Raw genomic sequence first — 20307 nt, forward strand, 5'->3', positions numbered from 1 at the left:
CCATTTCGATGGACACCTCGATACGGACTTTCCCAAACGAGGACAAACAAGCATGACTGTCGTGGTCAAGCAATTTCGGACACGCCGATAGCGCAGCAGCGCAAGGAGAAGGCCAAGCGCGCACAGGCGGAGGACCCGTGGCGATGCCTAACGTTGTCGTGTCGATCATCGACCTCGTTGGCGCGCCGAATGGCTGTGGTGAGATCAGCGATAGGTGCGCATACGTATGTCCCTGGCGCCTCACAGACCCTACGGTAAGGGGTCGGGCTGCCCGGTCGGCACTCGTGCAACTTCTCATGAATACTGGTCCCAGAACTGCGGCGCCCTACTTCGAAAGGCCGTCAGCGGCATCGCCGGCGTCGATGAGTTCGCCTGCGGCGAGCTTGCGCGTGGGCGTGCGTATCGATCTGAACGCCGAGGAGGATGCCCGCCTGCAGGACACCGAGGATGGGTACCGCAGTGAGAAGAGGGCACGTGCCTGCTGATGCGGTGTCTGACCCCCGCAACCGCACCGCCGCCGCCGCCGCAGGCTGAAGCAAGCGCCCTCCCCGGTATGGCGGCCGGTCGCGATTCGGCGGCCGCAGCGCCGCCCGCCGACCCGGGTGTGCTCAGGGCATTGATCGGCGATGACGCGCAGGCCATCGCAGACCAGCCGAAGAAGCTGCACCTACTGTGATGCAGACAGCGCTGTGAATGCGCAACGCGATGGCATAGCCGCTGCCCGCCGGTCTCAGGAAATACTTCTACTAACCCGAATGTGCATGGGAGTTTAATATGGTCGAAGATTTTCCACGAGCACACATGACGAGCTCAGGAAGCGATCGTGCAGTCGAATATGTTCTGGCCCATACGCTGGAACATTTTCACGCGATCGTGCAGAGCTCGGATGATGCGATCATCAGCAAGACGTTGGACGGACTTGTCACCAGCTGGAACGTCGGAGCGGAATCAATCTTTGGGTACACAGAAGATGAGATGGTGGGCAAGCCCATACTGGCCATATTCCCTCCAGACCGCCTAAATGAGGAATCCTACATCCTTCAGCAGATCTTGCTGGGGATCAAGGTTGATCATTTCCAAACAGAGCGGGTGCACAAAAACGGCAAGCGTATAGTCGTCTCGGTGACGATTTCACCTATTCGCGATCGCAACGGAGCCATCATTGGCGCCTCCAAAATTGCGCGTGACATCACAGCACAAAAGGCGACAGAGGCTCACCTTCGGCTCACCGCCAGTGTATTCATGGCGACAGGAGAAGGCATTCTGATTCTGGATCAGAGAGGTCTCATAGCGGACGTGAATCCAGCATTCACTCAAATCACCGGTTACTCAAGAAACGAATCCCTGGGCATGGACCCGCAACGTCTTCGCTCCGGCAGACAAGGTCCCAGCTATTTCAAATGCATACGTCGGACGGTCCTGCGGAGCGGCGAGTGGAGGGGCGAGCTGTGGAGCCGGCGAAAGGACGGGACTGCTTATGCTGTGTTGATGAGGCTCAGCAAAATTTTCGACGAACGGGGAGTCGTGTGCAATTACGTAGCGCTTTTCTCTGACGTCACGGCTTTTAAGCTTCAGCAGGAACGGCTGGACTATGTGGCTCACTTTGACGCCCTGACGCACTTGCCCAACCGTCTATTGCTCTCTGACCGGCTGCAACAGGCCATGGCGAACTGCAAGCGCCATCAGCAGATGATCGCGGTGTTGTACATGGACATCGACGGATTCAAGGTCGTCAACGACAATTTTGGGCACGCCATCGGTGACCAATTACTCGTCACATTATCGCGACAGATGCGTACGGCCCTTCGCGAGGGAGACACGGTGGCCCGGATGGGGGGCGATGAATTCGTTGTGGTGCTGACCGACCTGAATTGTGCCGAAGACGGTATCCAGCTGGTACACCGGCTATTGAAAGCTTGTTCGCAGCCTCTCGACGCAGGCGGTCACGTGCTGAACGTTTCCGCCAGCATCGGTGTCACCTTGTTCCCAGGCGACTTGGTCGATGCCGAGCAGTTGATACGCCATGCCGATCACGCGATGTATGAGGCGAAGCGAACGGGCAAAGGCACGTATCACTTGTTCGACGCCGCACAGGATGCGGAAGTCAAGCATCAGAGCGTTCAACAGTCTCGCATCGCGCTGGCGCTGGAACGCAACGAGTTCGTCTTGCACTATCAGCCCAAGGTCAACATGCGAACCAAGCAAGTTGTGGGTTTGGAGGCCCTAGTCCGCTGGCAGGATCCTCAGCGCGGGCTCGTGTATCCGGGCGCATTTCTGCCGGTCATCGAAAAGCATCCATTGAATGAATTGCTGGGCGCGTGGGTCATTGACACTGCGTTGCAGCAAGCGAACATTTGGCACACTCGCGGGTTTGCGCTACCCGTGAGCATCAACGTTTCAGCTCGGCAGTTCAAGGACAAAGGATTCTCGGCTCATCTCGCTGCGGCGCTACTGCGATGTCCGGCTGTTCCACCAGTCCACGTGGAGCTCGAAATCCTCGAAACAAGTGCTTTTGACGACGTTGCTTCGGTGCAGCACATCATGCATGAATGCCAGAACCTTGGAGTGGAATTCTCTTTAGATGATTTCGGTACAGGCTACTCTTCCCTGACTTACCTTAAACGATTTCCCGTATCCACCCTGAAGATTGACCAGAGCTTTATTCGGGACATGCTGGTCGACCCAGACAATCTGTCCATCGTCAAGGGGATCATTGGCCTTGCCAAAGCATTCAACCGACGCGTTATTGCCTAAGGAGTTGAAACCGACAGTCTCGGTCAGGAACTTCTCGTACTCGGTTGTGAACTTGCCCAAGGCTACGCAATCGCAAAACCAATGCCGGCCGAAAACGTAGCGGCATGGGTCGAGGGCTGGCGGGCTCCATCCGCATGGATCTCCACATGATGCAGTTTCGTCCGCGCCAGCGAGGTCTGCCCATGCGGCCATGCGTTGTCTTGTTCAGTCGTCGATAACCGCTTGGCCGGACTGGCGGTCAGTCCCCACACCCGCAAGCCTCCGGCCTAGGGGGCTCAGGTGCGAGAGTGCCCGAGCGGCCGATGAAGCGTGCGGAACGTGCCAAGACGGTGTCCCGGCGGGCGCTCGCATCAGCGCTGGGCAATGGTGATGTGAACATCGCCAGCAGCGCGTAGCGTTGTCTGGCTGTGTAAGGCAATTCGACTTCGAAGTAGGCGCAGACCGATTCGGAAGAAGGAACTTGGCTGTCAGTGACCAGCGCCGGTTAAGTCATTCAGTGAGCAGTTCCCACAGTAGAGTGCATTAGCCAATTTCGGCATGCCCGGAGGAGATGGAAATGAACCTGATTATTTGGTTGGTGGTGGGTGGGCTGATTGGCTGGATCGCCAGCATGATCATGAAAACCGACGGGCAACAAGGGATCTTCCTGAATGTTGTCGTTGGCATCGTGGGAGCCATCCTCGCAGGTTGGTTCATTTCGCCGCTGGTAGGCGTCAGCACGATCAACCAGGACAATTTCAGCCTGCCCTCACTGCTGGTCTCATTTGTTGGCGCTGCGATCCTGCTGGCCATTGTGAATCTGGTTCGCCGCGGCAGAGCACGGTAAAACAACCACGACGGTGCGGACAGGGCATCGATGCGCCTGGTGCTCGATGCGACTACACCGGTGCGTCAACGGTGTTCCCAATCCAATGCAGGGTGGCGCTTTATCCGGAGATCTACATGACCCCATCATTTGACAACTCGACGCCCTCAACCCACGGTGGCTCCCGCGGCTTGCGTCAGCAGGTGCGCGAGCTCATCGATTACGACGACGCGCGAGACAGCGCTCCACGGGAGCACACTGTCACGCTGCTGGGTGCTGGAGCTTTCGCGTTTTGCGCGCTGCGGTCCCCCAACCGGCTCAGTGCAGTGCTTCATGCCATGGTGGCAGGGGCCCTGCTGCTACGGGCGGCATCGGGCCGCGACGGGCTGCGCCGCTGGGCGGGCGCATCTGCAGCACGTCCGGGCAACGCGCCCAGACAGACGGCTGCTCCAGAGGAATCGGTCTCTACCAGGCTCATCGTGCCCGGCCTGTGACCTTGCAGCGGCTAGACAAACACCATGCAGAGAAGCTCGCCTAGCCACCGGGCAAGCAGAATCCCTTGGTCTACTTGGCGACCAGGCGGCCAATCAATCGCTCGCGGCGCACAACGGCATCAGAATCGCTTCGACAAGTGAAGCGCTGCGAGACGTAGGCTTGCGGAGCCCGTGGATGACGGCGGCACTAAGCTTGGTGGGCATTCAAGTCCGACGCCGGAACGAGGCCATCACAAGGCGTCGACGCCGATCCGAAGGCCGCAAAAGCGGTCAGACGCGCGGCACGCGTTCACTCGGCGCGTCTGGCATCGAGTTGACTTCGGGCGACCGGCCCGCACCGGGAATGCCTTCGCCGATGCGGCGTTCGGTCTCGACGCCAACCTTGGGCGCGGTGCCTACCTTTGTAACGCCTTGGCCGCAGCAATCGGACGGGCCGCCTGGGACCGCCGTTGCCCCATGGCGCGGGCGGTGATCTCCGTCAGCCTGGTACGCGTGATCCTTGCCGCTGATCGGTGTCGACTCCATCGCTTCGGTGGCCTCGGCACGCTCGCCGTTAGGATCGAGCTGAATGTTGCTGGACATGCGTGGCTCCTGGAAGTGATGCTGCAGACTAGTCGTTGAGCGCTGGCCTGAATGTCGGACGCGCAGACGCCGATCAGCGTGGGTCCCGCCGACTGCATTGCATGGCCCGCACCCACGAAGCCGTCCGCACGCGTTCTCCGGATCACAAGGCGTCATCGCAAGTCCAGACAGCGCTCCAGCCGCCCGCCACGTAGCCCGGCCTGGGGTGCCCGCCGTGGCCAACCTGTGGCCGCGCCGAGGAGCGCAGGACTGCGGGCGGCGGCGCAGCACGCCTCAATGACTGACTCATTGCACTTGTTCGAGGTGAGTGAACGCAGTGAACGGTGCGAGTTGTGCAATGCGCCCGCAGGCCGAGCACCGCAGGCTGCCCGAGCCCCTAGGCGAGGGACGCGTCCACCGGGCGGCCACGGCGGGCACCCCAGGCCGGGCGGACACCAGTGAGCGCGGCCCCCAGAGAGAGCGCCCCTCCCGACTGCAAAGCGAACGTGAATCGCATGGGGCTAAGAACCGCGCGCTGGCCGCAGTTGCCTTCGCCAGTCGTTGATTGCCAAACACCGCATGTTCGCAACACACTTCCGCCCTCGGCGTTGGACAGCGACACAACATGAGTCGCAACCGAACGACGACCGTTTGCCTCACAGTGACTGGACCCATGACCGACCTCACTCCCGACCAACTCACCCGCCACCTGCGCCGCGCCGACGTGGTCGCGCGTCGCGCCATGGCCATGGGGCGCCACCCGTTCGGCGCTCTGCTGCTGGCACCCGATGGCGAGACCGTGCTGGCCGAGCAGGGCAACATCGACACCGTGAACCACGCCGAGTCCACCCTCGCCCGCACGGCAGCGCACAACTACCCGGGCGCCTATCTCGCGCAGTGCACGCTGGTGACCACCTTCGAGCCCTGCGCCATGTGCGCCGGCACCATCTACTGGGCGCAGATCGGCCGTGTGGTCTATGGCGCTGGTGAAACGGCGTTGCTGGCGCTGACCGGCAGCCACCCCGAGAACCCCACGCTCTCGCTGCCCTGCCGCGAGGTCTTCGCGCGCGGTCAACGGGCGGTCGAGGTGATCGGCCCCGTGGCCGCCGTGGCCGATGAACTGGTGGCCACGCACCAGGGTTTCTGGAGCGCACGATGAGCACCGCCACCTGGGTGCTGCTTGCCGTCGTCGCCATCGCGCTGGTCTGGGCCATCGCCGCCTACAACCGTCTGGTGCAGGCACGCAACCGCATCGCCAATGCCTTTGCACAGATCGACGTGCAGCTCAAACGCCGGCACGATCTGGTGCCCAACCTGGTCGAGGTGGCCAAACGCTATCTGGCGCACGAGGCCGGCACGCTGCAGGCCGTCACGCAGGCCCGTGGCGCGGCCCAGGGCGCTGCCGCTGCCGCGCGGCTGCAGCCGGCCAGCGCCGCCGCCATCGGCGCATGGGGCGCGGCCGAGCAGGCGCTGGGAGGCAGCCTGGGCCGGCTGCTGGCCGTGGCCGAGGACTACCCCGCGCTCAAGGCCGACGCGACCATGCAATCGCTCAGCGAAGAGCTGACCAGCACCGAAAACCGCATCGGCTTTGCGCGGCAGGCCTACAACGACCAGGTGCTGCACTTCAACGACGCGGCCACCCGCTTCCCCGATCTGCTGGTGGCGCGGCTGGGCGGCTTCGCGCCGGCGGCCATGCTGCAGTCCACGCAGTCGGCTGACGAACGCAGCGCGCCCAAGGTGCAGTTCTAGGGCGTCGCCACGGGTCCGACGGCCGTGCGCTTCTTCGAGCACCAGGACGAAGCCCGCCGCCAGACGCTGCAGCTGCTGGCCGGCTTCGCGCTGGCTGTACTGGCCACCGTGGCCGGCGTGCACGCGGCCTTGGCATTGGCATGGCAGGCACTGTCATGGGTGCTGGGCGGCCTGGCCTTCCCGGCGTTCTTCTTCAGCGTGAACGTGGGCGTCACGCTGCTGCTGGTGCTGGGCGGCTGGTGGATCGAGGTCTCCGACCGCGACGCGCCCGGCGCCGCCGAGCGCCTGGCCCGGCGCGCTGGTGCACGCGAGGCGCGGCCCGCGCAATCGCACGCCGAACAGCGGCTGTGCAACATCGTGGCCGAGATCAGCATCGCCGCCCACATGCTGCCGCCGCGCGCCATGGTCGTCACGCGCGAGCCGGGCATCAACGCCTTCGCCACCGGCTGGAGCGAGCAGGACGCCGTCGTCGCCGTGACCGAGGGCGCGCTCGAATGCCTCACGCGCGATGAGCTGCAGGGCATGGTGGCACACGAGTGCAGCCACATCCACGAGGGCGACACGCGCCTGAACATGCAGCTCAGCGGCATGGTCTACGGGCTGGAGCTGGTGCACCACTTCGGCACCACGCTGTGCGAGCGCGGTGGCCTGGCGGGGCTGGCGGGCTGGCCGGTGCGCGTCATGGGATCGTTCGGCTGGCTGGCCGGGCGCGTGCTGCAGGGCGCTGTGTCGCGCCAGCGCGAATACCTGGCCGACGCCCGCACCGTGCAGTGGACGCGCAGCCGTGACGGCCTGGGTGGCGTGCTGCGCAAGGTGATGACCGAGCAACGCCAGGCGAGCGCGCTGCATTTGCCCGCACACCCGTTGCACCCTGCCCTGCACCACCTGCTGCTGGTCAGCGACGGTGGGCCGGGCGCCGGCTGGTTCGACGCACACCCGCCACTGACCGAGCGCGTGCGGCGCATCTACGGCAGGCCGATGCCGCCGCTCGCGTTGGCGCCGGTTGAAGTCGATGCAGAGCCGGCTGTGGCCCGCGCCGCGCCGGTGGTCGAGGGGCCGTTCACGCTGGTGTAGTGGGGGCGCGGCTGGGCTCGGTGGCAAGGCGAGGCGCCGAGGTGCCGCCGTCGCCGCGCCCGCTCAGCTCTCCATGCTCATCGGCACGGCATACCCATGCGTCTTCAGCAAAGCATGGCGGCGGGCCACTTCGAGATCGGCGGCGACCATCTCTTGCACCATCTCATCCAGCGTGATCTGCGGCACCCAGCCCAGGTCCGCCTTGGCCAGCGCCGGGTCGCCCAGCAAGGTTTCGACTTCCGACGGGCGGAAGTAACGCGGGTCGACCTGCACCAGCACATCGCCCACCTTCACAGCCGGGGCCTTGTCGCCCCGCACGGCCGAAACGATGCCCTTCTCGTCCACACCCTTGCCTTCGAACTTCAGCGTCACGCCCAGCTGCGCGGCGGCCTTGGAGATGAACTCGCGCACGCTGTACTGCACGCCGGTGGCGATCACGTAATCCTTGGCCTCCTGCTGCTGCAGCATCATCCACTGCATGCGCACATAGTCCTTGGCGTGGCCCCAGTCGCGCAGCGCGTCCATGTTGCCCATGTACAGGCACTTGTCCAGACCCTGCCCGATGTTCGCCAGGCCGCGCGTGATCTTGCGGGTGACGAAGGTCTCGCCGCGGCGCGGGCTCTCGTGGTTGAACAAAACGCCGTTGCAGGCGTACATGCCGTAGCTCTCGCGGTAGTTCTTGGTGATCCAGTAGGCATAGAGCTTGGCCACGCCATACGGGCTGCGCGGGTAGAACGGGGTGCTCTCTTTCTGCGGAATCTCTTGCACCAGGCCATACAGCTCGGAGGTGCTGGCCTGGTAGAAGCGCGTCTTCTTCTCCATGCCCAACAGGCGGATCGATTCGAGCAGGCGCAGCGTGCCGATGGCGTCCACATCGGCGGTGTATTCAGGTGCCTCGAAGCTCACCGCCACATGGCTCTGCGCGCCCAGGTTGTAGACCTCATCGGGCTGCACCTCTTGCACGATGCGCGTGAGGTTGCTGGTGTCCGTCAGGTCGCCGTAGTGCAGGTGCAGCTTGCGGTTGTCGACGTGCGGGTCCTGGTAGAGGTGGTCGATGCGCTCGGTGTTGAAGGACGAGGCGCGGCGCTTGATGCCGTGCACTTCGTAGCCCTTGTCGAGCAGCAGCTCTGCAAGGTAGGAGCCGTCCTGGCCGGTGATGCCGGTAATGAGTGCGCGTTTGGACATATTTGGATCTGGAGAGAAAAAAAGGGGTCTGGGGTCAGGCCGGCTGCTGCTGCAGGAAATCCTGGTACGCCTTGGCAATGCCATCGCGCAGCGGCACGCTGGCCTGCCAGCCCAGGTCACGCAGGCGGGTCACGTCCATCAGCTTGCGCGGCGCACCATCGGGCTTGGTGGCGTCGCAGGCGATCTCGCCCTGGTAGCCCACCACCTCGGCCACCAGGCCGGCCAGTTCGCGGATCGACAGGTCCTCGCCCGTGCCCACGTTGATGTGGCTGAGCATGGGCTTGGTGTGGGCGGCGTAGACATCGTGCGCCAGGTCCATCACGTGGATGCTGGCGGCGGCCATGTCGTCCACGTACAGAAACTCGCGCTTGGGTGTGCCCGTGCCCCACATCACCACCTGCGGCGCGCCGGCCTCGCGCGCCTCATGGAAGCGGCGGATCAAGGCCGGCAGCACATGGCTGTTTTGCGGGTGGTAGTTGTCGCCCGGGCCATACAGGTTGGTGGGCATCACGCTGCGGTAGTCGATGCCGTGGCTGGCGCCGTATTGGCGGTTGTAGCTCTCGCACAGCTTGATGCCGGCGATCTTGGCGATGGCATAGGGCTCGTTCGTCGGCTCAAGCGTGCCCGTCAACAGCGCATCTTCGGCCATGGGCTGCGGCGCCATGCGCGGGTAGATGCAGCTGGAGCCGAGGAACAGCAGCCGCTTCACGCCCGCCGCAAACGCCTGGTGGACCACGTTGGCCTGCAGCATCAGGTTCTGGTAGATGAACTCGGCCGGGTAGGTGTTGTTGGCGTGGATGCCGCCGACCTTGGCCGCCGCCAGATACACCTGGCCGATGCCCGGGTTCTGCGCGAAAAAGTCTTGCACAGCGGCTTGGTTCGTCAAGTCCAGCTCCGCATGCGTGCGGGTGACGATCTGATCGGCCGGCACGCCGCGCGCGCGTAGCTGGCGCAGGATGGCGCCGCCCACCATGCCGCGGTGGCCCGCGACGTAGATCTTCTGTTGGCTGTTCATGTGCTCGCCCATGGGAATTGCAAATTCAGGTTGGATTGTTCCTTAAGTCACCCACCCACCCGCAAGCAGGCCGGCGGCGACGTGCTCAGGGTGCTCGCGGTCGCACTGAAGCGCTTCGCACCATTCCGGACTTTCGGCACACAATATTTGTCCATCGTTATGCATACTGCTGTGAACACCACGTCAGATGTCAGAAGACGGAGTCCCCATGTTGGATATGTTGCTGCTGTCCGCCAGTCTGTGGATCTCACCCGCAGTGCCCCTGGACACGGCGCCCCCCGTGCCCGTCAACGTCCATGTGGGCCTGGACAGCTGGGTCCGCCCAGACGTGTGGTCCATTCCCGTCTACAAGGCTGCGCGAAGCGACCCGGCGGTGCAGATCCTGTTCAACCCGAACGCCTGGTACAAGGTGGCCGCTGGCGAATGGCAGCGATCGGCCAACCGGGCCGATGTGGAGGCAGAGATCCTGGCGTCGTCCACGCCGGTGTTCCCGTTCCGCGGCAACGTGTTCTCGTCGACCTCCACCACGAGCTGGCAGCTGCCTGCCGTGTTCAACGAAATCAAGAACGTGCCCGGCGCGACGCCCACCATGCTGTTGCCCAAGACCGCCCTGCCGGCCCCGGGCCCTGACGGCCACATGGTGGTCTACCAGCCGAACGGCGATGTGGTGGAGACCTTCGCCACCATCAGACTCTCGTCCGGCCCGGTGGTGGTGCTGTCATACAGCCGAAACCGGGCCGATCGCATGGGCGACGGCCACGAGAACGGCCAGACCGCCTCGATGGTGCCGGCCTACCTGGGCCTGATCAACGAGGAGGAACTGAAGATGGGCCGCATCGGCCACGCCATGGCCATCACGATACCGAGCCACATGCTGACGCCCGTCGTGGCCTATCCGGCCTATGCCTTCGACAGAGGCGCGATGACCGAGGTCCCACGCTATGCCGGCACCCTGCCGATGGGTTCGCGGCTGGCGTTGAGCGCCCACGCCCAGCCCGACGCGCTGGGGCTGCAAACCCCTGAAGGCAAGGTGATCGCGCGGGCCGCGAAGGAGTTCGGCTTCTTCGTCGTGGATCGCGGCGGTGAAGGCATTTCGCTGCGCGTGCAACGCAACCCGAGCGGCCGGCCCAACAAGACCATGCGCAGTTGGAACTACGGCCTGCATCTGGACCTGTACAAGATCTTTCAAAACCTGGTGTGGGTGTCGCAGCCTGGCAGCGCCGCCAGCGCCGCTGCGGCCGCAGACCGGTAGAGGCGGCCGCTCAGGCCGGCGCCCCGCCCATCCGCAGCCGTTGGAAGCCGGCCGTCAAGCTGCGGCGCAGCGCCGGCTCGACATAGCGGGCGACGGTCCACGCCAGTCCCACGATCACCGCCAGCGGCACCAGGGGCAGCCATGGCAGCGCGGCTTGCGGCAGCTGCGGCCAAGCCTTGCCTAGCTGCGCGGTCATCGAGATGAGCGCGTTCTCGTGCAGCAGGTACAAGGGGTAGCTGATGAAACCTGCAAACTGCCACAGCCGCATGTTCAAGAAGCGCTGCACAAGGGGGCTGCGCAGCGACGCCACAAAGAACAGCACGACCACGATGGACGCGGCAGCCGCCACGCCCCTGGAGCCCGGCAGCACCGCCGACGCCGAGCCCAGCGAGCTGAAGATCGCCAGCGCCAGCCCGGCCACGAGCCAGCCCCGGCGGCGCTGCACATAGAACACATACAGCATGGCGCCGGCCCCAAACCAGCCGAAGTGCTGGAACGACATCGCCTGCGCTGCGGCGAAGGCCAGGTCGGTCTGCGGTGAAGGCAGCGCCATCTGCAGCACGCGCAGCGCCACTGCCAGTCCATAGGCCGCCGTGGTGCACACCACCAGCGCCAGACGACCACGCCAGAAGTACACGAACGCGGCGAACACGTAAAACTTCGCCTCGACATAGAGCGACCAGAACGATTCCTCCAGCGGCGTCTGCACAAGGCCAGTGGCCCACTGCCACACAGCGGGGCTGAGAAAGGTGATGCCGGGCAGCAGGCTGGCGAGCGTGGGCTGCCCGCCTGGGCGCTGCGTGAGCCAGTCCGCGGTGCCGAGCAGGAGCAGCGAGCAGACCAGCATGCCCGGGAACAGCCGCAACCAGCGCCGGTGCAGGAACTCGCCCCGGCCAGCGCACTTCTCCAGGGTCATCAGGATCACGAACCCGGAGGCGAGGAAGAACAGGCGCACCCCGAGCCAGCCGAACTGGAACAGCGGCACCTGCGCGAAGCGATCGCCATAGGGCACGCTCTCCGGCCAGCGCGCGAACAGGTGATAGCCGATCACCAGGGCAATCGCCACACCGCGGTGGCCGTCGAGAAAGGCGATGCGGTGGTCTTGCAAGGCCATGTGGATCACACCCAACGGTAGAGCCACGCGGGCAGGTACTTGCGCCGCCGGTTGAACACCGTCCCCAGCACCTTGCCACCGAAGCGCTGCACTTCATCGCGCGCCCAGCGCACCGCCTCACGGCGACCGTGCTCGGCACGCACCACGATCACCGTGCCGTCGCAGTAGCGGCTCAATGCGAGCGAGTCGACCTCCACAGCGGCGGCCGCGCAATCCAGCACCACGGCGGCGAAACGCTGCTTCAGCAAATCGAGCAGGTCCTTCATGTCCTGGCTGTCGAGCGCCAGCAGCGGGTTCTGGCCATCGGCCAGGCGCGCGCTGTGCAGGAACGGCAGGTCCGGCACCGCCTTTGCGGCTTCCCATGCCTGCCCGCCTGCGGCCAGCGTGCCGATGATCGACGGGCCGCCACCACGGGCGCAGTCCAGCAACAGCACCGGTTTTCGATATTCCATCGCGGCGGCCATGCTGAACTCGCGCGCCACGGTGGTGGTTCCGGCGCCGGCAGCCGCCGCAATGAACTGCAGCGCATAGGGGGCGTCGCTGGCGCGCAGGCCATCGACCGCATAGAACAGCGCGACCACGTTGGCGTCCAGCCGTGGCGACGTCTGGTTGCGCTTTTGCATGCTGTCCTGCAGCCGCGCTTGCAGGGATGCGGCGAGCGTTGGCGCGGTGGGTGGTGCGGGCTCGGGCGACGAACCGAGCACCCCCGGCTCGGCACCCGCTCCGGTGGAGAACACGGGCACGCGCCGGTCGTTGAAAGGCTGTTCGACGCGCATGGGCTTGCCTAGAAGATGCTCTCGCCGACCTCGACGGTGTCGCCGGCCCGCAGCAGCAAGGTTTCGGTGGCCCTGGCACGCGGCATGCCGGCCCGGGTGACGTAGATCCTGTAGCGGCTGGCCTTGTCGTTGTAGCCGCCGGCCAGGGCGATCGCTCTGAGCACCGTCATGCCAGGGGCATAGGGGTACTTGCCGCCCTGCATCACCTGCCCCATGACGTACACCGGCCGGTACTCGACCACATTCACCGCCACCTCGGGGTTGCGCAGTTCACCCTTCAGAAGCTCGGCAATGCGCCGTTCGGCCTGGCGCATGCTGAGCGAGCGCAGCTCCACCGCACCGGCCTTCAGCAGTGAGACGCGGCCCGTGTCGTCCAGCGTGTAGCGTCCAGACAGATCGGTCTGTCCATAGACGTCGACCTGAATCTGGTCGCCTGCATCGAGCGTGTAGGCGCCGGGCGCGTCCTGCGGCATCTGAGGCAACGGGACGCAGCCCACCAGCTGCACCAACGCGCAGAGCAGCGCGCAGACCCACGCGGCAAGGCGCGCGACGGGCCCGGTCAAACCATGGCGCATCGGGCTGGCCATCTCAGGGAGCCCGTTCATCGGCGTGCCGGCGATACAGCAGGGGCCGCAACAACTTCATGACGGCGATGGACGCTGCAAACCGCAGGCGGCTCGGGATCGCCAGCGCGCCAGCGACGGCAAACACCCGCGGGTCCATGATGAGCCTCGGCCACAGCGTCAAAGCCCTGGTGAGCAGCTGGAAGGCGACCGCGTTCTGCCCCGATGTGGCAGCTCGCCATGCGGCGATGCGGTAGTGCTCCGCATGCCCCTCGCGGAACCTGCGGTCGGGCACGCAGGGCATCTCCTTGCGCAGGAACGCCATGGCCGCGTCCGCGTTCAGGGTGAACTTGGACCAGTTCGCGGTGAGGCTCGTCTCACGCAGGCGGTACTGCGTGAGTGGCAGCGGCAACCCCTCGGCCCGGTACTCGGTCGCCCAGAGGATGCGGCACCACATCTCGTAGTCCTCGCAGCTCTTGAGTTCCTCGCGGAACACCCCGGCCATCTCGAAACACGCTCGGCGGGCGATGACCGTGGAGCCGTTGCCGAAATGGTTGCGCCGCAGCATGTCGTGCAGCGAAGGCTTGAGCTTGCGCGCCACCAGCATGCCGTGCGTGACCTCGCCGGCATCGCTCATGTAGCGCGAGTGGCTGAAGGTCAAACCGACTTGCGGCGTGCTCTCGAGCAGCCTCACGTGGTGCGCCAGCTTGTCGGCGCGCCAGATGTCATCGCCATCGAGAAAGCCGATGTACTGGCCGCGCGCGTGGGCAATACCGGCATTGCGTGCGGCCGAGAGTCCACCGTTGCGCTGCGTGACGCAGCGCAGCCGCGGGTCGCGCCGCGTTGCGATCAGGCGCTGGATGATGGCGGCGGTACGGTCGGTGGAGCCGTCGTCCACCGCGATGACCTCCAGCAGGCCGTAGCTCTGCTCCAGCGCCGACACGATGGCCGCTTCCACATAGGCCTGCACGTTGTAGCAAGGGATCACGATGCTCACCATCCCAGCCACGGGCGTGGGTGCGGCGTCGTGGGACGCCAAGGTCGGATGCACCTGGGCGATGGGCGGTGGTCTCTCAGAGCTCAGATCGGTATGCATGGGTTCTGCTCCACGAATGGTTCAAGGCAGCGATGTGAGGCGAGCTCGCACCGAAGTCGGTTGTGCACCGCCCGCGCGCGCAGCGGCATGCCCGGGACCCAGCGTGGCGCCGATCCAGACAAAGAAAAAAAAGCAGGGCAACGTGAGGCTGTAGAGCGACTCGTAGAACGATGCCAGGCACAGCACCGTCCACAGGCAGAAGGCGACGGCCAGGTCCTTGCGGTGCTCCGGCTCGCGCGTACCCGCAGCCGCGATGCCGATGGCCACCAGCGTGATCGCCATCGCCGCGACGAAGGCGCCGAACACCGGCGCGCCGCCCGTGTACAACAGACCGAACACGGTCGAATGGCTGCCGATGGGCAGGTGCTCGATCGGATGCACGGATGCGCCGACCCAGCCATGGCCGATCCAGGGCGATTCCAGGAAGCCAGCCCAGCTGGCCTCGTAGATCAGCGTGCGCGCCATGGACGAGCCGGACCGCGCTTCGCCCACGGCGGTCTGCGCGTCAACCACCGTGCTCAGGGCGTCGAAGCCGTTCAGATAGGCCAGCAGCATGAGGCACACACCGCCCAGCACTGCGGTGGCACGCAGCCACGCCGGCAGCCGCAGCAGCAGCATGAGCGCGGCCACGGCGACGGCGCAGCCCATCGCCAGCCGGCCCCAGCTGAACACGACACCCAGTGCACTGCCAGCCCAGCCGAACCAGCGCCATCCGCCGTGGCCCACGCGCGAGCAAATGAGCCCGAGACCCACGCTGCCGATGCCCAGCGCAGGCGACCACGGGTACATGAGGCACAGGCGGGTGGTGACCTCGCCCAGCGTGGACTCCCGCACGAAGAACAGCGCCGAGGTATAGAAGCGCACGGCTTCGCCGCCACCGGCCAGCATCATCACGGGCGTCGTCCAGGTCAATTCCTCCACGCCGCTCCAGCTCAGCAGCAACGCAGGCACGCCCAGCACCAGCGTGTAGATCGCCAGCCAATTCATGAGGGCGGCCAGCTGCTTGCCGTGCTGCCCCATCGCGGTGCCTGCAGCCATCGCCAGGCCAGCGGCCACCCAGCCCAGCACGGTGAAGGACAGCGCATTGCGCAGGCCGAGCGCCAGATCGCCCACGACGATCCCATTCAGCACCGAGGCCAAGGCCTGCGCCACGCCGACACCGATCCACAGGCAGCAGGTCAGTGACAGCAGCGCGGGGCGCGGCCATCGCCGGCAGGCCATGGCGGCGATCAACACGGCAAGGCCGGGGTACAGCAGTCCGCCCAGCCACAGCAGTGGCGACCAGCGGATCACCCTGGCCAACGCCCGCGCCAGCGGATCGACCGTGTGCGGCGCAGGGCCGGGGTCCATCGCGGGATGGGCCAGCACCTGCGGCGCGGTGAACGGGGGGACGCCGGAGAAGACGCTCATCGCGGGAGTGGCTCCGTCGGCTGGACCGGGGCCAAGGCCACCTTCTTGAGCTCGCGGTGCGCGGCCCAGGCGATCAAAGCCGTCTGTAGCACCAGCGCCAGGGCGATGCCCCACACCCGCCCCAGATGCAGACCGATCGGCACCAGCAGCACCAGCGCGCACTTGAGCAGGACCAGGCGGTTCACTGACACCAGCGCCTCACGCGCCCGCAATGCGATCTCGATCGGGCCCGAGATGTAGCGAAACGGCACGCAGCACAGGAAAAGGGGGGCCAGCCACGCCACCTCGGGGGCGCGATAGGCCAGCCAGGCGAGCAGCGGCGCCACGACCATCAACACGGCCGCAGTGAGCAGGCCACGCATCAACATCTGCCAGCGCAGTGCGTGCAGAAGAGAAGGGTCCGCGCACAGGCGCGGGTACCAGACCACGAGGCGCGACCACAGGGGCGTGTCGGCCACCGTCAGGAACTGGCGGCACAAGCCGAATCGGCCGAGTTCTTCTCGCGTGGCGAACGGCGTGACCACCATCACCGCCATCTGCTCGGCCACCAGGCCCAACGTGTCCGGCACCAGAAAGCGCATGCCGCGCCGCAGATGCTGGCCGATGGCCGCCAGCCCGCACCAGCGGTAGGAGACCCCCGAGAACACCAGCGCGATGCCCACCATCCGGCCGACGGCCAGCGCCCCGGCAAAGGCCACCAGGCTGTCTGCGAAGAAGGCGCCCCACAGCATGCCGCACAGGCTGCCCAAGGGCCCGAAGACGACCCGGCGCGTCTTGTCCTGCAGCACCAGCAGGGCGTCCGCGATCGAGGTGTGCGCAAAGTAGCTGCCGCCGAGCGCCAGCAACATGATGGCCGCCGCTTCGTCATGGTCTTGGCCGAACACCAACCCCAGCAATGCGCTCACGGGCAGCGCCAGCAGCAACGCCAGCACGGCTGCGCACAGCCCCAGGGCATTGCGCTCGCCAGCCGCCAGCTGAGACTTGGCCAGCACGTAGGGCATGCCGAAGGTCAGCATCGTGGCCTGCACCACCACGCCCACCGAGGCGATGGTGAGCGTGCCCACGCCGGCCATGCCGAAGCGGTGCAGCACGATGATCGACAGCAGGAAGCCCAGGCCGTTCTGCAGCAGCCTGGCGATGGTGACCATCCGTGCCCCACCGGCTTCGGCCAGCCGCGCGTCGGCCCTGCCCGAAGCCCAGCGCGCGCGCAGCCCTTGCAGAAAACAGGCAGCCGATACCAAGGCTCAGCTCCGCACCTGCTGGCGCATCGGGCGACGGGCTGCCGCCTGTTCGTACACGCGCACGTACCGAGTGGCCACCTGTTCCCAGCGTGGAATGCGCGATGCATCGACAGTGGCACGCACGCCGCCGTCGGCCGAGCGCGCCGCGATGGCGGCCGACAGGCCGGCCACGTCGCCGGCGGTAAAGCACACCGGCGCCGCCCCCACGACCAGCTTGTTCTCTGGAATGTCGCTGACGATCAACGGCAGGCGGTACGCGATGGCCTCCAGCAGTGCCAGCGACATGCCCTCGATGTAGGAGGGCAGCACGAAGGTGTGCGCGTTGCTGAAGATCTCGCTCAGCTCGCCGCCCTGCAGGTGGCCCACGAACACGGTGCGCGCAGGGTCGGCGATGGCGCGGATCTGCGCGATGTAGTCCTGCGCACCGTTGCCGCCCGCAATCACCAGCTTCAGGGCGGTGGGGGTGTTGTTGAATGCGTGGATCAGATCGTGGCAGCCCTTCTCCGGCGTCAGGCGGCTGGCGAACAGCAGGTAGCTCCTGGGGGCCAGCCCGTGGCGGGCCAGCAGCGCACCCGGCGGCACGGGCACCACCGCCGGATAGCCGTTGGGCACCAGGTCGACGGGCAGGTCGTAGCGGCCGCGGAAGTAGCGGCGCAGGTTCTCGGACACCACCGTCAGCTGGGTCGCGTTGCGCACCAGCGACTTCTCGGCCAGGCTGAGCGCAGTCTTGGCCAGCACGCCCCATTTTTCGCGCTGCTGGTCGAGCGCATGCACCGTCACCACCGACGGCTGTCCGGTCAGGCGCGTGAAGGCCGACAGGATGCCAGGCCCCGTGGCGTGGAAGTGCAGCACGTCGTAGCGGCCGCTGGCACGCGCGGTGGCCAGCATGCTGCGCGACAGGTTCGACAGGTGCTTGCCGCCGAATGAGCGCGTTGGCAGGTTGCGCACGCCCGCCACGGCGCTGACCGGGCTGCCCTGCTGCGCGTAGACGTCCACCTCGTGGCCCATCGCCGCGAGACGGGGGCACAGCTCATCGAGGCACCGTTCGATGCCGCCGTAGTAGGTACCCAGGCCTCGCGTGCCGATCATTGCAATGCGCATGGCGTGTTCCTTCCGCTTTCAGCAAGCGTCATGGCGTGCCTTCGAAGCGGTGCAGCGCAGGGAAGGCGAAGCCGGGGCCATGGCCCGGGCGCTGTTCATCGATGCAGGCCAGCACCGGCAGACCGAGTTCCGTTGCCAGTCGCTGCGGATCGATGAAGCTGCGACGAAAACTGTGGCCCAGTACCGCTGCAATGGCTGCCGACAAGAGGCCGAGCAAGACGCCCGCAGTCGCGATGGCCAGACGCGATCGTGTCGGTTCGCGTGCCGGCTCCGGTGGCGTCAGGACCCTGACGTTGGCCACGCGCTTCGACTCGATCTCTTCGATCGAAGCGCGCTCCTGCAGCGACTTGGTGGACGACACGTAGGCCTGTTCGGTCAGCGTCTTCTGGCGCACCAGCGATTCGAAGTCGGCATGCTTGTCCTGCAGCGCGGTGACCTGTGACCGCACGCTGGCCACCTGACCACCGAGTTCGTGTCTGCGCTGCGCCAGCGAAACCGATTCCGCTTGCGCCCGCAGGAAGGCGAGCTCGGTGTTGGTGCGGATCTCGTTGGGGCCGCGTCGAACCGTGGATGGCGCAGATGCGACCAGCAGGTTGGCCAGTTCCATCTGCAGCGCGTCGATCTGACCTTGCACCACCGTCACCTTCTGGCTTCTTTCGGTAAAGGTCTCCAGCAGTTGGGCGCGCTGGCGGCGCAGGTCAGACAGGCTGTCGCGCACCGCCTGTGCGCGCCTGTCGGATTCGGCGTCCACGTACTGCACCACGCTGTCCGGCATGCCCACCAGCTGGGCCTTGAGCGTGGACAAGCGCTTGGCAGCCTCGCCCAGTTCGGTACGGGCCGCCTGTTCGGCCCGCTGCAGGTCGGACAGTCGGCGCAGCAACAATTCCATCTGCACCTGGTAGTCGGAGATGCCGCTGTCCGCCTGGTAGCCGGCCAGTGCGCGCTCGGCAGCCGCCAGGCGACTCTTGGCGTCGGCCACCTTGGTTGCGATCAACTCGGACTGTGCATTGCGGTACAGCGATGCGCGGCGCCTTTGGAACGCCTGCAATACCTGCTCCAGCACCCTGGCACCGATCACGGGATCGGAATGGCTGAAGCTGACGGTGAGCGTGCCGCCCCGCTTGTCGCTTATGGCCCTGAGCGACCGCAGCACGCGGTCGGTCGCGACCTCGGCAGGGTCGCTGGCACCTTTCAAGCCAAGATGGACAAGCAGAGCGCCCAGCGCACCCACGTGCTCAGCTGCGGGGTAGATGCCTTGGGGCGAGAGGCCGCGCACCACCTCTCGCACGATGCCAGGGCTCGTGAGGATGCTCAGCTCAGCGTTGAGGATGGCCTCGCGCTCCATCACCATCGGCGCCGCAGTGGCCTGCGTGGACAACGCGACCGGCTGGTTGCCATAAGCGTCGGACGCCAGCACGAGCAGGGTACTGGACGTGACGTAGGTCGGTGGCCGCAACAGGCTGACCGCAAGCGCCACCGCCATGACCAAGGCGCCGATGGCGGCAAGGCGAACCCTGTCATGCCAGATGGAAATCAGGAACGAGCGCATTCAGCATGGGCTTGCTGCGCAGCCCCACGAACAGGCGGGCATGGCCACTCGATGTTGTCCACGGTGCTCCCGGCCTTCATCGATCGAGGAGTCGCCTTAGCGCGATGCACGCGACCAGGCCCCAGCTGGCGAGGATCAGCCCCAAGCTGGCCCCCGGTTCTTCATCCACCCTGGCCTGTGCAGTGACCTGCGCTTGGGCGTTGCGCGCTGCCTCGATCTTGGGTGGCGGGTCCTTGGGCAAGACGAGCGCGGGAATGCCAACGATCGCGTCGCTGCCCGACCTGGCGGTCGCGTGAACGGCTGCTTGTGCGGGGCCGTGCTTGGCCAGCGGCATTGCATTGGCCACGGCAGACCAAGCCACCGTCGCACACGCCACATGGCAAAGGACAACACCCCATCGCTCGGTTCGATCCATCTCGTACTCCCTGAAGACCGCGATCGGCATTTTTTTCGGCACACACCGGTATCGAAGATATTTACTTGTGTACGCATATGCAAAGAATCTTGTGTAAAACTTTTATGCATGCACCATGTGACCATCGTCATCTCGGCACCCCATCTGCGCAAA

Annotated in this window: 19 protein-coding genes; 7 read left to right on the forward strand and 12 right to left on the reverse strand. The window is 65.8% G+C overall.

Features of this window, described 5'->3' with window-relative positions:
• Positions 1 to 774: 774 nt before the first annotated feature.
• From AC099J_RS27405 to AC099J_RS27415, 3 genes are all read left to right on the forward strand, one after another.
• Positions 775 to 2754, forward strand: coding sequence for a sensor domain-containing protein (locus AC099J_RS27405; protein ID WP_479618468.1), 1980 nt, complete (start codon positions 775 to 777; stop codon positions 2752 to 2754).
• Positions 2755 to 3310: 556 nt separating this feature from the next.
• Positions 3311 to 3580 (forward strand): GlsB/YeaQ/YmgE family stress response membrane protein, encoded by a 270-nt coding sequence (locus AC099J_RS27410; RefSeq protein ID WP_479618469.1) that lies wholly within the window; start codon positions 3311 to 3313, stop codon positions 3578 to 3580.
• Between the two features lie 116 nt (positions 3581 to 3696).
• A complete protein-coding gene (locus AC099J_RS27415; protein ID WP_479618470.1) occupies positions 3697 to 4053 on the forward strand; it encodes a hypothetical protein in 357 nt (118 codons plus the stop codon).
• Between the two features lie 270 nt (positions 4054 to 4323).
• Here the strand turns inward: AC099J_RS27415 and AC099J_RS27420 are convergent, their stop codons facing one another.
• Entirely contained in the window at positions 4324 to 4635 is a 312-nt protein-coding gene (locus AC099J_RS27420; RefSeq protein ID WP_479618471.1) for a hypothetical protein, read from the reverse strand.
• Positions 4636 to 5287: 652 nt separating this feature from the next.
• Between AC099J_RS27420 and AC099J_RS27425 the strand changes: the two genes are divergently transcribed.
• Genes AC099J_RS27425 through AC099J_RS27435 form a run of 3 tightly spaced genes read left to right on the forward strand, consistent with a single transcriptional unit; the run spans position 5288 to position 7437 of the window.
• Complete coding sequence (locus AC099J_RS27425; protein WP_479618472.1) at positions 5288 to 5773, forward strand: nucleoside deaminase; 486 nt, start codon at positions 5288 to 5290, stop codon at positions 5771 to 5773.
• On the forward strand, positions 5770 to 6363 hold the full coding sequence (locus AC099J_RS27430; RefSeq protein WP_479618473.1) for a LemA family protein: 594 nt from the start codon (positions 5770 to 5772) through the stop codon (positions 6361 to 6363). Before AC099J_RS27425 ends, AC099J_RS27430 begins: the two co-directional genes overlap by 4 nt.
• Before the next feature lie 24 nt (positions 6364 to 6387).
• The gene (locus AC099J_RS27435; protein WP_479618474.1) at positions 6388 to 7437 is read left to right on the forward strand and encodes a M48 family metalloprotease; all 1050 of its coding nucleotides are present in this window, start codon (positions 6388 to 6390) and stop codon (positions 7435 to 7437) included.
• A gap of 63 nt (positions 7438 to 7500) precedes the next feature.
• Here AC099J_RS27435 and gmd read toward each other — a convergent pair whose 3' ends face one another.
• Both gmd and fcl read right to left on the reverse strand, forming a co-directional pair.
• Positions 7501 to 8622 carry a GDP-mannose 4,6-dehydratase gene (gene gmd, locus AC099J_RS27440; RefSeq protein ID WP_479618475.1) on the reverse strand — a complete coding sequence of 374 codons (1122 nt, stop codon included), beginning with the start codon at positions 8620 to 8622 and terminating at the stop codon, positions 7501 to 7503.
• 34 nt (positions 8623 to 8656) lie between these two features.
• Positions 8657 to 9637: a GDP-L-fucose synthase gene (gene fcl / locus AC099J_RS27445; RefSeq protein ID WP_479618476.1), complete on the reverse strand. Its 981-nt coding sequence runs from the start codon at positions 9635 to 9637 to the stop codon at positions 8657 to 8659.
• A 208-nt stretch (positions 9638 to 9845) separates the two neighbouring features.
• On the opposite strand from fcl, the gene AC099J_RS27450 reads away from it, so the two are divergent.
• A complete protein-coding gene (locus AC099J_RS27450) occupies positions 9846 to 10889 on the forward strand; it encodes a hypothetical protein (protein WP_479618477.1) in 1044 nt (347 codons plus the stop codon).
• A 10-nt stretch (positions 10890 to 10899) separates the two neighbouring features.
• Here AC099J_RS27450 and AC099J_RS27455 read toward each other — a convergent pair whose 3' ends face one another.
• From AC099J_RS27455 to AC099J_RS27495, 9 genes are all read right to left on the reverse strand, one after another.
• On the reverse strand, positions 10900 to 12003 hold the full coding sequence (locus AC099J_RS27455; RefSeq protein WP_479618478.1) for an acyltransferase family protein: 1104 nt from the start codon (positions 12001 to 12003) through the stop codon (positions 10900 to 10902).
• 5 nt (positions 12004 to 12008) lie between these two features.
• Positions 12009 to 12779 (reverse strand): P-loop NTPase family protein, encoded by a 771-nt coding sequence (locus AC099J_RS27460; RefSeq protein ID WP_479618479.1) that lies wholly within the window; start codon positions 12777 to 12779, stop codon positions 12009 to 12011.
• Between the two features lie 8 nt (positions 12780 to 12787).
• Positions 12788 to 13384: a polysaccharide biosynthesis/export family protein gene (locus tag AC099J_RS27465; RefSeq protein WP_479618480.1), complete on the reverse strand. Its 597-nt coding sequence runs from the start codon at positions 13382 to 13384 to the stop codon at positions 12788 to 12790.
• Positions 13368 to 14438: a glycosyltransferase family 2 protein gene (locus AC099J_RS27470; RefSeq protein ID WP_479618481.1), complete on the reverse strand. Its 1071-nt coding sequence runs from the start codon at positions 14436 to 14438 to the stop codon at positions 13368 to 13370. Before AC099J_RS27470 ends, AC099J_RS27465 begins: the two co-directional genes overlap by 17 nt.
• A 21-nt stretch (positions 14439 to 14459) precedes the next feature.
• The gene (locus AC099J_RS27475; RefSeq protein WP_479618482.1) at positions 14460 to 15848 is read right to left on the reverse strand and encodes an O-antigen ligase family protein; all 1389 of its coding nucleotides are present in this window, start codon (positions 15846 to 15848) and stop codon (positions 14460 to 14462) included.
• Positions 15845 to 17089: a polysaccharide biosynthesis protein gene (locus AC099J_RS27480; RefSeq protein ID WP_479618483.1), complete on the reverse strand. Its 1245-nt coding sequence runs from the start codon at positions 17087 to 17089 to the stop codon at positions 15845 to 15847. Before AC099J_RS27480 ends, AC099J_RS27475 begins: the two co-directional genes overlap by 4 nt.
• 3 nt (positions 17090 to 17092) lie before the next feature.
• The gene (locus AC099J_RS27485) at positions 17093 to 18190 is read right to left on the reverse strand and encodes a glycosyltransferase family 4 protein (RefSeq protein WP_479618484.1); all 1098 of its coding nucleotides are present in this window, start codon (positions 18188 to 18190) and stop codon (positions 17093 to 17095) included.
• 28 nt (positions 18191 to 18218) lie between these two features.
• Complete coding sequence (locus AC099J_RS27490) at positions 18219 to 19739, reverse strand: GumC family protein (RefSeq protein WP_479618485.1); 1521 nt, start codon at positions 19737 to 19739, stop codon at positions 18219 to 18221.
• Positions 19740 to 19815: 76 nt separating this feature from the next.
• Positions 19816 to 20196, reverse strand: a complete 381-nt coding sequence (locus AC099J_RS27495) for a hypothetical protein (RefSeq protein ID WP_479618486.1) — start codon at positions 20194 to 20196, stop codon at positions 19816 to 19818.
• Positions 20197 to 20307: the final 111 nt, after the last annotated feature.

Source organism: Rhodoferax sp. RT4P68 (assembly GCF_056521305.1).